Here is a 14017-nt window from a genome sequence, read left to right on the forward strand (position 1 = left end):
TCAATGACCACCGCAAAGACCACCGGCAACCCGATCGAAGACATCTACCCGCTGTCGCCGCTGCAACAGGGGATGCTGTTCCATTCCCTGCTCCACGAAGACTCCGGTGTCTACCTGATGCAGGATCGCTACCGCATCGGCGGGGCCATCGACGAAGCCCTGTTTCTCGAATCGTGGCGCCAGGTGGTGGCGCTGCACCCGTCCCTGCGCGCCAGTTTCCAATGGAAAAGCCAGAAGCAACCGGTGCAGGTGATCCACCGCGAGGTCAAGGTGCCCCTGGATACCCTCGACCTGCGCGGCCTCGCCCCTCACGAACAGGAGGCACGCATCCGCACCCTGCTCGAAGACGAGCAGAAAGTCGGCTTCAACCTGTCGAAGCCACCGCTGATTCGCTTCCGCCTGGTGCGCCTGGCCGACGAGTCGTACGAATTCATTCGCAGCTTCCACCACATCCTGATGGATGCCTGGTGCATTTCCCTGGTGACGGTGGACTTCCTCAAGGTCTACGAAGCGCTGTGCAACGACCGCACTCCCGAGCTGAAAAGCCCACGGCCGTTTCGCGACTACATCCAGTGGCTGCAACGCCAGGACGCGAGCAAGGCCGAACAGTTCTGGCGTGGCCAACTGCAAGGCCTCAATGCGCCCACTCCATTGACCGTGGACAACGGCGTGGCCCGCGACCGCTACACCGACGCGGTGCTGGTGGACGATCAACTGATTCACCTCAGCGCCACGCAGACCCAGGCGCTGGCCGCGTTCTGCCGCAGCCGCCGGATCACCCCGAACACGTTTTTCCAGGGCGTCTGGTCGTTGCTGCTGTCGCGCTACAGCGGGCAGCAGGACGTGGTCTTCGGCGTCACCGTGGCCGGCCGTCCGGCGGACCTGACCGGCGTGGCGGAAATGATCGGCCTGTTCATCAACACCCTGCCGCTGCGGGTCTCGGTTGACCCGAACGCTACCCTTGGCGATTGGCTGGGTGCCCTGCAGGGGCTCAACGTCGACATGCGCGACTTCGAGCACACGCCGTTGACCGACATCCAGGGCTGGAGCGATTTCCCTCGCGGCGAAACCCTGTTCGACAGCATCCTGGTGTTTGAAAACGCGCCCATCGACGAGCAAATCCTCGAGGGCGGCTTCCAGTTCAGCCTTGAAGGCATGGACCACAGCGTGCACACCCACTACGGCCTGACCGTGGTGATCCTGCCCGGCGAGCAACTGGGCATCCGCGTGTCCTATGACCGCGAACGCTTCGAAGCGTCTACCGTGCAACGCCTGCTCGGGCATATCGCCAGCCTGGTCGAAGGCATGCTGGCGGCGCCGGACGCGCCCCTGGGCAGCTTTGAACTGCTGGCCGTCGAAGAACGCCAGCAATTGCTGGGCGATTGGGCGGTCAACCCACACGACTTCCCCCTCGACCAGAGCTACGCCCAGTTGTTCGCCGCCCAGGTCGCCCAGCGCGGTGATCAGGTTGTCGCGCGCTGTGACGACGAGTCGCTGACCTATGCCGAGCTGGACCGGCGCTCCACCCGCCTGGCCCACGCCTTGCGCGACGCCGGTGCCGGAGAAGATCAACTGGTCGCCCTGGTCGCTCCCCGTGGCCTGGCACTCCTGACCATGATGATCGCCGTGTTCAAGGCCGGCGCCGCCATGCTGCCGTTGGAAGTCAACCACCCGCCCGAGCGCCTGCGGGAAATCCTCGGCCTGGCCCGCGCGCCGTTGCTGGTGGTCAGCGAAGCGGCCGGCGGCTTGCTCGAGCCCTTGCTCAGTGGCCTCGACCAACCCCCTGCGGCGTTGTTCGCCGAAGCCTGCTGGAAATCCTGCAACGACGCGCCGCTGCCCCTGCTCGGTCGTCCGCAGAGCCTGGCCTACGTGCTGTTCACCTCGGGTTCGACCGGTACGCCAAAGGGCGTGATGATCGAACAGCGCGGCATGCTCAACAACATCTTCGGCAAGGTCCCGGCCCTGGGGCTGGGTGCCGAGGACCGGATTCCCCAGACCGCCTCGGTGGCGTTCGACATTTCGGTGTGGCAGTTCCTCGCCGCCCCGGTGCTCGGTGCCACCGTGCACATCCTTGCGGACGAAATCGCCCACGACCCGCAGCGCCTGCTGCACGTGCTCGCCAGCGAGCGCCTGAGCGTGCTGGAAATCGTCCCGAGCCTGATGCGCACCTTGCTCGCCCTGTGCCCGTGCGACCTGCAACTGCCCGACCTGCGCTGGGTCCTGCCCACCGGTGAAGCCCTGCCGCCCACCGTGGCCCGGGACTGGTTCGCGCGCTTCCCCGACATTGCCCTGATGAACGCCTACGGGCCGGCCGAGTGCGCCGACGACGTGGCGTTCCAGCCGATCTTTGCCGCACCCGATGCCAACGTCAGCCACATGCCCATCGGCCAGCCGACCGCCAACAACCGCCTGTATGTGCTGGACGAAAGCCTGCGCCCGGTGCCGGTCGGCGTGGCCGGGGAGATCTGCGTCGGTGGCGTCGGTGTCGGCCGCGGCTACCTGCACGACCCTAAGCGCACCGCCGATGCCTTCATCGACCACCCATCACTCAACGCTCGCGTGTACCGCACCGGTGACCTGGGACGCTGGCGTGCCGACGGGGTGATCGAATACCTCGGCCGACGCGACCAGCAGGTAAAACTGCGCGGCCACCGGATCGAACTGACCGAAATCGAACACCGCCTCGCCCAGCATGCCAACGTGCGCGAAGCCGCCGTGCTGCTGCGGGAAAACACCGCGGGCGAAGCCTGGCTGGTGGCGTACTGGTCGGCCCATGACGACACACTGGGCAGCGATGGGCTGAGCGACCACCTGCGGGCGCAGTTGCCGCCGTACATGGTGCCGGCGGCGTTCGTCTGCCTGGAACGCCTGCCGCTGAACAACAACGGCAAGGTCGACCGCAAGGCCCTGGCCGCCCGGGAGCTGGACTGGCAGGTCGACACCCGGCAAAGCATCGCCCCGCGCAACGCGCTGGAAAGCGCCGTGGCCGCCATCTGGGCCGAGGTCCTGGGGCGCGACAGCATTGGCGTGGAGGACAACTTCTTCACCCTCGGCGGCCACTCGCTGCTGGCGACCCAGATCGTCGCGCGGCTGCGCAGCCACTTCAAACTGGAGCTGCCGCTGCGCACGCTGTTCGAACAACCGACCGTGGCCCTACTGGCCGACGCCATCGCCGCACGCCAGGCCGACGCCGCCGCGCCGCAGGCCACCGCCCTCGCGGCGCCGACCGCCCGACCGCGCCCGGCCTTGCTGCCGCTGTCGTTCTCGCAGCAACGCCTGTGGTTCATCGAGCAACTGACCCCGGGCACGACGCTGTTCAACATCCCGTTCGCCCTGCACCTCAAGGGCGAGCTCAATGTCGAGGCCCTGCACGCCAGCTTGAATGACCTGCTGGCGCGCCATGAAATCCTGCGCACCGGCATCGACAGCCGCGACGGCGTGCCGAGCCAATGCATCAGCCCGTCGCTGACCATCGCCCTGCCCTTCGACGACCTTTCCGGACTTTCCACCACGGCGCGCGAGGGCGCGCAGTTCACGGCCCTGCAAGACACCTTCGAGCAGCCGTTCGACCTGGCCACCCCGCCGCTGCTGCGCGCACGCCTGCTACGCCTGGCGCCGCAGGAACACGTGCTGGGCATCGCCCTGCACCACCTGGTGTCGGACGCCTGGTCGGCCACCATCGCCCTGCGCGAACTGGCCCTGGGTTATGAAGCCCGCTGCAACGGCGCCGCCGCCCAACTGCCAGACCTGGCGCTGCAATACGCCGACTTCGCCCTCTGGCAGCGCGAACACCTGCAAGGCACCGAACTCAAGCGCCAGCTCGACTACTGGACCACCACCCTGGATCGGCGCGACAGCGAAGGCAGCCCGTTGCTGGCGCTGCCGACCGACCATCCACGGCCGTCGGTGCAAAGCTACCGCGCCGGGATCGTCCAGCGTGAACTGAGCACCGACCTCAGTGGCCGAGTGCAAGCCTTTGCCAGCCGTCTCGGCACCACGCCGTTCACGGTGCTGTTCGCCGGTTTCGCCGTGCTGATGCACCGCCTGAGCGGCGATGCCACGGTGCTGGTCGGCACCCCGGTGACCCATCGCGAGCAACCGGGCACCGAAGGCCTGCTCGGCATCCTGCTGAACAACCTGGCGATCCGGGCCGACTTTGCCCCCCTGGCAGACTTCACCGCCTTGGTCAAACAAGTGGCCGAACGCCTGCGCAGTGGCCTGCAACACCAGGACCTGCCTTTCGAGCAACTGGTGGACAGCCTGCAACTGCCCCGCAGCCTCAGCCACGCGCCGTTGTATCAGGTGATGGTGGCGCAACAGTTGGCCATGGAATCGCGGCTGCGCTTCCCCGGGCTGGAGTTCGAAGCACTGGACACGCCGCTGCGGCACTCGGAATGCGACCTGGACTTGCACGTGCTGTGCCCGGCCAATGCGCCGATCCAGCTGGAGCTGATGTTCGCCCTCGACCTGTTCACCGCCGACAGCGCCCGCCAGACCCTCGCCCGCCTTGAGCACCTGCTCGAACACATGCTCGCCGAGCCGCAACGCCCGGTGGCAGCCTTGCCGCTGTTGATGGATGCAGAATGGCAACGCACCGTGGTGGAGTGGAACAGGACCGAGATGCAGGTGCCCAGCCACCTGACCTTCACCCAACTGTTCGAACAACAGGCCGAGCGGACCCCGGAGCGCGATGCACTGTGCTTCGAGGGCCGCCGCCTGAGCTACGACGAGTTGAACCGTCGGGCCAACCAGTTGGCCCATTACCTGCGCAGCCGTGGCGTGGTCGCCAATCGTCCGGTGGCGCTGTGTGTCGAGCGCTCGTTGGACCTGTTGGTCGGCCTGCTGGGCATCCTCAAGGCCGGCGGCGCCTACGTGCCGCTGGACCCGACCTACCCGGTGGATCGCCTGGCGTACATGCTCGAAGACGCGCAACCGGCGCTGTTCCTCGGCCAACAAGGGCTGTTGGAGCAGTTGGGCGCCGACCTGCCCCGCCTGCGCCTGGACAGCGACGCGGCACACTTGGCCGACCTGCCGGACGACAACCTGCCGGCGCTCGCCGGGCCGAACGACCTGGCCTACATCATGTACACCTCTGGCTCGACCGGTAAGCCCAAGGGCACCCTGGTCACCAACGGCTCGGTGGTCAACCTGGCCTGGGCGCGCATCCATGGCCTGTATCGCCGCTACACCGACCAGCCGATGCGCACCAGCTTCAACTACTCGTTCGCCTTCGACAGTTCGGTGGCCGAGCTCATCCTGCTGCTCGACGGCCACAGCCTGTACCTGACCCCGGAAGACGTGCGCTACGACCCACAGGCGCTGGCGCAGTTCTTCGCCGAAACCCGCCTGGACGCTTTCGAATGCACTCCGGCCCAACTCAAGGCCCTGCTCGAAAGCGACGGCGTGCGCCGTGGCGAGGTGTACCTGCCGCGCTTCGTGCTGTTCGGCGGCGACGCGGTGGACGCGCAACTGTGGCAACGCCTGCCATCGATTGCCGGCAGCCGCTTCTTCAACACCTACGGCCCGACCGAATGCACCGTGGACGCCACCGGTTGTGCGGTCGATGATTTCCCCCAGCGCCCGATCATTGGCCGGCCGATTGCCAACGTGCGCACCTACGTCCTCGATGGGTTTCTCAACCCGATGCCGGTGGGCGTACCGGGCGAACTGCACATCGGCGGCGCCGGCGTGACCCTGGGCTACCTCAACCGCGCCGAGCAGACCGCCAAGGTGTTCATCGACGACCCGTTCTCGCCGGTCGAAGGCGCCCGGATGTACAAGTCCGGCGACCTGGTGCGCTGGTTGCCCGACGGCCAGCTCGAATACCTGGGACGCATGGATCACCAGGTCAAGATCCGTGGCTTCCGCGTCGAACTGGGGGAAATCGAAACCCTGATCGGCGCCCAGCCGGGCGTGCGCCAGGCCGTGGTGCTGGCCCGCGAGGACGTGCCCGGCGACAAGCGCCTGGTGGCCTACGTGACCTGTGACGAACAGGCCGACATCCATGCCTGGCGCAAGACCCTCGGCGCCGCCCTGCCCGACTACATGGTGCCTTCGGCGTTCGTGCTGCTGGATGAACTGCCGCTGACCGACAATGGCAAGCTCAACCGCAAGGCCTTGCCGGCACCGGACATCCAGGCCGCCCCGGACGCCCTCGATCCGCCCCGCAGCGCCGCCGAACAGCAACTCGCCGCGCTGTGGTCGGAACTGCTCAACGTGCCGGCGGCCCAGATCGGTCGCGACAGCCACTTCTTCTACCTCGGCGGCCATTCGCTGCTGGCGGCGGCGCTGTTTGCCCGCCTGCGCCAACAGTTCGCCACGGTGCCGCCGCTGCGCGCGGTGTTCGAGCACCCGACCCTCCAAGCCCTGGCCGCGCTGCTGGACGACCCGTTGCAAGCACCCGCCGCGACATTCCAACCGGCGCCTCGCCCGGCACGCCTGCCGCTGTCGTTCGAACAACAGCGCCTGTGGTTCCTTGAACAATTGAGTGCCGGCGGTGGCGAGTACAACGTGGTCAGCGCCGTGCAACTGGACGGCGAACTCGACACGCGCACCCTGCAAGCAGCCCTTGAGCAAGTGGCCCAGCGTCACGAAATCCTGCGCAGCCGCATCGTGCGCGCCGACGACGGCGAGTTGGCACTGGTCATCGACCCCCAGGCCAACCTCACCTTGGGCGTCAGCACCCTGGAGGCAACCGACGACGCTTACTGGCAGCAGTTGACCGACGCCGCCGTCCACACCGAGACCGGGCGCCGTTTCGACCTCGCCAGCGAACAGCCGATCCGCGCCACGCTGCTACAACGCAGCGGCCGCGCCCAGTCGTTGTTGCTGCTCAGCGTGCACCACTGCGCCACCGACGATGCCTCCAGCCAGAACCTGCTGGATGAGCTGGGCCGCTGCTACAGCGCCCATGGCCAGGGCACCCGCGCCACACTGCCGGAGCTGGCGCTGCAATACCCCGACTACGCGCTCTGGCAACGCGAGCCCGCTCAGCAGGCCGCGTTCAGCAGCCAGTTGAACTACTGGCGCAACCAGCTGGAGGACGGTGATTACCTGCTGGACCTGCCCACCGAGCACGGTCGTCCCGACCAACTCGCCCCAGCGGCCGGCGCCGTGCAATGGCAACTGCCACCGGCCCTGGTCGGTCGCCTGCGGCAATTCGCCCAGCAACGCGGCGCCACGCTGTACATGCTGATGCTCGCGGCGGCGCAGCTGCTCCTGGGCCGCTACGCCAACCAGCGCGATGTGCGGGTCGGCAGCCCGGTGGCCCAACGTCCGTTCGCCGAGCTGCAACCGCTGATCGGTTGCTTCGTCAACACCGTGGTGATGCGCGCCGACCTCGACCCGAACCTGGATTTCGAAGGCCTGCTGAATCAGGTCCGCGGCACCGTGCTGGACGCCCAGCAGCATCAGGACGTGCCGTTCGAACAGGTCGTCGAACACCTCAAGCCGGCCCGCAGCCTCGGCCAGACGCCGTTGTTCCAGGTGCTGTTCGCCATGCAGAACGCCGAGGCGTCGAGCCAGTCGTGGTCGCCGCTGCAAGTCAGCGAACAGGCAGTGAGCGCCCAGGCGACCAAGTTCGACCTGAACTGGGAAGTGCACGACGGTGAAGTGCTGTCGGTGTTGCTGGAGTACCGCACCGCGCTGTTCAGCGAAACCACTGCCCGGCGCTGGCTGGAACAGTGGCAGCAGTTGCTTGAGACCCTGCTCGAAGCCCCCCGCACCCGTCTTGGCGACTGGTCGCCACTGCCAACGGCCGAGCGCCAACGGCAACTGGTCGAGTGGAACGCCACCGAGCATCATTACAGCGGCCCGCATGACCTGCACACCGCCCTGAGCCAGCAAGCGGCCCTGAGCCCCAACGCCCCGGCGCTGGTGTTCGAAGACCAACGCCTGAGCTACGCCGAACTGGACCTGCGCGCCCAAGCCGTTGCCCGTGCCCTGCGCGCAGCCGGCATCGGCGCCGACACCATCGTGCCGGTGTGCATGGAGCGTTCCGTGGACATGGTCGTCGCCCTGCTCGGCATCGTCCACGCCGGCGCCGCCTGGCTGCCGCTGGACCCGGAACTGCCCGCCGCGCGCCTGGCGTTCCTGATCGAGGACGCCGACGCCAAGGTCACCCTGACCCAAGCCCAATGGCTGCCGAAACTGCCGGCCGGGCATTCGGCCTGGACCCTCGACGCCCTGCCCGAGGCCCCTGCGTTCGAACCGATCAGCGTGCAGGCCAACGACCTGGCCTACGTGCTCTACACCTCCGGCTCCACCGGCCAGCCGAAAGGCGTGATGAATGAACACGGCGCCCTGATGAACCGCCTGTACTGGATGCAGGACGCCTTCCCGATTGGCCCGAACGACCGTGTATTGCAGAAAACCCCGTACAGCTTCGACGTCTCGGTGTGGGAGTTTTTCTGGCCGCTGATCACCGGTGCGACCCTGGTGGTCGCCCGTCCGGACGGCCATCGCGACCCGGCCTACCTCAGCCGGTTGATCCAGCAGGAACAGGTCACCACGCTGCACTTCGTGCCGTCGATGCTGCGCGCCTTTGTCGAGGAGCCGAGCCTGGCCGACTGCCACAGCCTGCGCCAGGTGTTCGCCAGCGGCGAAGCGTTGCCGGTGGACCTGGTGCGGCGTTTCATGGGCCAACACCCGGCCGCCCTGGTCAACCTCTACGGCCCGACCGAAGCGGCCATCGACGTCTCGGTGTGGCGTTGCTCGGTGAACGATACGATCGTGCCGATCGGCAAGCCCATTGCCAACCTGCGCCTGTACATCCTCGACGAAACCCTGCAACCGTTGCCGATCGGCAGCATCGGCGAGCTGTACATCGGTGGCGTCGGCGTGGCCCGCGGTTACCTCAAGCGCCCGGACCTGACCGAGGAGCGTTTCCTGGCCAGCCCGTTCATCAACGGTGATCGCCTGTACCGCACCGGCGACCGTTGCCGCTTCCTCGCCGACGGCAACATCGAATACCTCGGGCGCCTCGACCATCAGGTCAAGCTGCGGGGCCAGCGTATCGAGCTGGGTGAGATCGACGCGGTGCTGCTGGCCCAGGACGGCGTTCGCGATGCCGCGACCGTGCTGCTCGACCAACGCCTGGTGAGCTTCTGGTGCGGTGACGCGGATGAAGCCGCCTTGCGCAGCGCCTTGGGCGCCAGCCTGCCCGCGCACATGTTGCCCGGCCTCTTCGTTCAGCTCGAACGCCTGCCGCTCAACAGCAACGGCAAACTCGACCGCAAGGCCCTGGCCGCCCTGCCGTTGCCGCAAAGCCAGCGCGAACGCCCTCACACGGCACCGCGCAACGCCACCGAAGCCGTGCTCTGCGAAGTGTTCAGCGAAGTGCTGGCGTGCGACTGCGTCAGTGTCGACGATCACTTCTTCCAGCTCGGCGGCCACTCCCTGCTGGCCACGCGCCTGGTCAGCCGGGTACGTGAGCGCCTTGGGGTAGCCTTGCCCCTGGCACTGGTGTTCGCCCAGCCCACGGTGGCGGCCCTGGCCGAACACCTGCGCGCCGCATTGCCAGGCGAGTCGATCACGCCGCAGCCACGTCCGGACGTACTGCCGTTGGGCCTGGCGCAAAAACGCTTCTGGCTGCTCAGCCGCCTGGTGCCGGATTCGCGCGAGTACCACATGCCGTTCGCCCTGACCTTGCGCGGCGCGCTTCAGGTCAGCGTCCTGGGCGAAGCGTTCGAACAGGTCAGCCAACGTCACCTGGTGCTGCGCAGCCGCATTGTCGAGGTCGAAGGCGAGCCGCAACTGCTGATCGACGACCATGGGCCGGCGCTCACGGTCACGTCCGTCACCACCCAAGACTGGGCCGGCGCCTGCGCCACGGCCCAGGCCGAGTTGATGCGCCCGTTCGACCTGGCCCGCGCCGCGCCTTGGCGGGCGCACCTGCTGCAACGCCAGGGCAGCGACGAGAATCTCCTGCTGGTCTGCCTGCACCACAGCGCCACCGACGGCTGGGCCATGCAATTGCTCATCGATGAACTGACCCAGGCCTACGCTGCCGGTCTCGAAGGGCAATCGCCGACCTGGGCGCCGCTGGACATCGACTACGTCGACTTCGCCCTGTGGCAACAACACCCGGACACCCAGGCCCGACGCAATGCCAGCCTGGACTACTGGAAAAACCACCTGGGCCAGGACGACTATCAACTCGACCTGCCTGTGGACCATCCTCGTGGCGCCGAAGCGGATCGACGAGCCCGCCAACTGATCGTCAGCCTCGGCGCCCAGCGGGCCGAGGCGATCCGCCAGTTCGCCCGCCAGCGCGGCACGACCCCGTACGTGGTCCTGGCCGCGGCCCTGAGTGCACTGCTGGCGCGTTATAGCGGCCAGCGCGAGATTCGTCTCGGCACCCCGGCCGACCAGCGTGAACAGGCGCAATCCCAGGCGCTGCTCGCCTGCCTGGTCAACACCCTGGTGATCCGCAGCGAAGTCGATCCGCGTGCCCCGGCCGAACAGTTGCTCGCCCACCTCGAAGCCGACCTGCGCGCGGCCCAAGCGCACGCCGACCTGCCCTTCGCCACCCTGGTTGGCGCGGTCGCCCAACACCGCGACCTGAACCGCACGCCGCTGTTCCAGGTGCTGTTCTCCCTCAACTACGGTCGGGTGGACAGCCGCCAGTGGCCAGAGCTGAACGTCGAAGAGCAGGCCTTGCCAGTGATCGACGCCAAGTTCGAGCAGAGCTGGGAAGTCCAGGACGACGGCAGCGACATGACACTGGCGCTGGAGTACCAGGCAGCGCTGTTCGACGAAGCGACGATGCAACGCTGGAGCGCGCAATGGTGTGCGCTGCTGGATGCATGGGTGGCGGCGCCGACACGCACGCTGATCGAGCTGTTCCCGCAGCAGCAGGATCAGCAGCAACTGGACCGCTGGAACGCCACCGAGCGTCACTACAGCGGCCCGCGTGACTTGCACACCGCCCTGAGCCAGCAAGCGGCCCTGAGCCCCAACGCCCCGGCGCTGGTGTTCGAAGGCCAACGCCTGAGCTACGCCGAACTGGACCTGCGCGCCCAAGCCGTTGCCCGTGCCCTGCGCGCAGCCGGCATCGGCGCCGACACCATCGTCCCGGTGTGCATGGAGCGTTCCGTGGACATGGTCGTCGCCCTGCTCGGCATCGTCCACGCCGGCGCCGCCTGGCTGCCGCTGGACCCGGACCTGCCCGCCGCGCGCCTGGCGTTCCTGATCGAGGACGCCGACGCCAAGGTCACCCTGACCCAAGCCCAGTGGCTGCCGAAACTGCCGGCCGGGCATTCGGCCTGGACCCTCGACGCCCTGCCCGAGGCGCCTGCGTTCGAACCGATCAGTGTGCAGGCCAACGACCTGGCCTACGTGCTCTACACCTCCGGCTCCACCGGCCAGCCGAAAGGCGTGATGAACGAACACGGCGCCCTGATGAACCGCCTGTACTGGATGCAGGACGCCTTCCCGATTGGCCCGAACGACCGCGTATTGCAGAAAACCCCGTACAGCTTCGACGTCTCGGTGTGGGAGTTCTTCTGGCCGCTGATCACCGGCGCGACCCTGGTGGTCGCCCGTCCGGACGGCCATCGTGACCCGGCCTACCTCAGCCGGTTGATCCAGCAGGAACAGGTCACCACGCTGCACTTCGTGCCGTCGATGCTGCGCGCCTTTGTCGAGGAGCCAAGCCTGGCCGACTGCCACAGCCTGCGTCAGGTGTTCGCCAGCGGCGAAGCGTTGCCGGTGGACCTGGTGCGGCGTTTCATGGGCCAACACCCGGCCGCCCTGGTCAACCTCTACGGCCCGACCGAAGCGGCCATCGACGTCTCGGTGTGGCGTTGCTCGGTGAACGATACGATCGTGCCGATCGGCAAACCCATCGCCAACCTGCGCCTGTACATCCTCGACGAAACCCTGCAACCGTTGCCGATCGGCAGCATCGGCGAGCTGTACATCGGGGGCGTCGGCGTGGCCCGCGGTTACCTCAAGCGCCCGGACCTGACCGAGGAGCGTTTCCTGGCCAGCCCGTTCATCGACGGTGATCGCCTGTACCGCACCGGCGACCGCTGCCGCTTCCTCGCCGACGGCAACGTCGAATACCTCGGGCGCCTCGACCATCAGGTCAAGCTGCGTGGCCAGCGTATCGAACTGGGTGAGATCGACGCGGCGCTGTTGAACCTTCCGGCCATCACCGCGGCCTGCACCCTGGTGATCGACAACCGCCTGGTGGCGTTCTACAGCAGCGCCACCGCGCAATCGGACCTCGATAGCCTGCTCGCTACCGAGCTACCGGCCTACATGGTGCCGGCGGTGTGGGTCCAGGTGCCGGCGCTGCCGCTCAACAGCAACGGCAAGATCGACCGCAAGGCCCTCGCCGCCCTGCCGTTGCCGCAAACCCACAAGGACTACGCCGCACCGCGCAACGCCCTGGAAAGCCTGTTGTGCCAACTGTTCGGCGAACTGCTCGGGGAAAGCCTGACCGGCGGCCGTGAGGTCGGCACCACAGACAGTTTCTTCGCCTTGGGCGGTGACTCGATTCTCGGCCTGAAGCTGATCAGCCGCTTGCGGGAGCAGGGCTACTCGCTCACCCCACGCGACCTGTTCCGCTCGCCGACCCCGGCGGCGCTGGCCCAAGTGACCACCGCGCTGCTGAGCCAGGCCGAACAGGGCGAGATCACCGGCGCGATGCCGCTGATGCCGTTGCACCAGTGGTTCTTCGACCAACAGCAACCGCAACCCGCGCACTGGAACCAATCGGTGCTGGCCGACAGCGACCGGCGCCTGGAACCGGCCCTCGTGCAGGCCGCACTGGATCGGCTGGTGGCGCACCACGACGCCTTGCGCCTGCGTTTCAGCCAGATCGCCGGGCAAGCCGAGGTGCAATGGCAAGCGCAGATCGCCGCCGTGGCGCCTGCACAACTGACCTGCTGCACTCACGCCGATCAACTGGCCGCGGTCGCGCAAAGCCTGGACCTGCAACACGGCCCGTTGTTTGCCGCCGCGCTGCTGGAAGGTGAACCGCAACGCCTGTACCTGGTGGCGCATCACCTGGTGGTGGATGCCGTGTCCTGGACCCCGCTGCTGGAAGACTTCCAACAGCTGTACGCAGCCCTGGAACGCGGCGAGACGCCGACGTTGCCGGCGAAAACCACCGCCTACCGGCAGTGGTCCGAGCAACTGCACGCCCACGCCGCCAAGGTCACCGGCGAACAGCGCTACTGGAGCACCCAGGTCGGCACGAACCCGGCGCCGCTGGCGACAGTCGCCGAACGCCAGACCCTGTCGGCTCGTTGGGAAGCGACCCGCACCCATCAATGGCTGACCGAGTCCCAGGCGGCCTACCGCACGCAACCGGAAGAGCTGCTGATCGCCGCCCTGGCCGCCACCCTGGCGGAGGCCAACGGCCACAGCGACATCGTCGTGGACCTCGAACGCCACGGTCGCGATGCGCCCCTCGACGGCCTGGACGTCGGTCGCACCGTCGGTTGGTTCACCACGCTGTTCCCGCTGCGGGTCAGCGCCAGCGGCGCCCGTGGCGAGCAGGTCCGCCAGGCCAAGGAGGCGCTGCGTGCGGTGCCGGGCCAAGGGCTTGGCTACGGCCTGTTGCGCCAACGCGGTCAACTGCCGGCCGGTCACGGCGATGTGCTGTTCAACTACCTTGGGCATGAACAGGCACCGGCAGGCTGGTTACGCGCCAGCGGCCTGACACCACCGCCGGACGTGGCGCCGGCGAACCGGGTGACTCACGCCCGCGAAGTGGTGGCCTGGCTGGAGGACGGTGTGTTGCGTGTCGAATGGCACAGCGTCACGCCGGACACCGACAGTCGCTTGCCCGCCCGCTTGCTCGAACACCTGCAAGCGCTGGTCGAACACTGCCTCGACCCGCAAGCCGGCGCACTGATGCCTTCGGACTTCCCGCTGGCCAAGGCGCTGAACCAGAAATCCCTGGACAAGTTGCTGGGCAAGCTCAAGACCAAACCGAACTCCCAAAGCCAGTGAGTGGCGCAGCGCCCGCGGGGTCATCACCTGACCCCAGCGGGGCGCCAGACCG

At 67.6% G+C, this 14017-nt stretch carries 1 protein-coding gene; it reads left to right on the forward strand.

Translation table 11 applies throughout. The annotated features are described in order from the left end of the window. The first annotated feature begins 3 nt into the window (after positions 1 to 3). A complete protein-coding gene (locus tag VM99_00970) occupies positions 4 to 13965 on the forward strand; it encodes a peptide synthetase (GenBank protein ID AKJ96693.1) in 13962 nt (4653 codons plus the stop codon). Positions 13966 to 14017: the final 52 nt, after the last annotated feature.

Origin of the sequence: Pseudomonas chlororaphis (genome assembly GCA_001023535.1) — a bacterium.
Taxonomy (GTDB): domain Bacteria; phylum Pseudomonadota; class Gammaproteobacteria; order Pseudomonadales; family Pseudomonadaceae; genus Aquipseudomonas; species Aquipseudomonas chlororaphis_E.

What these genes read in the sequence shown, in the direction of transcription:
- VM99_00970 (AKJ96693.1), top strand. Translation starts at nt 4, where the DNA reads ATGACCACCGCAAAGACCACCGGCAACCCGATCGAAGACATCTACCCG.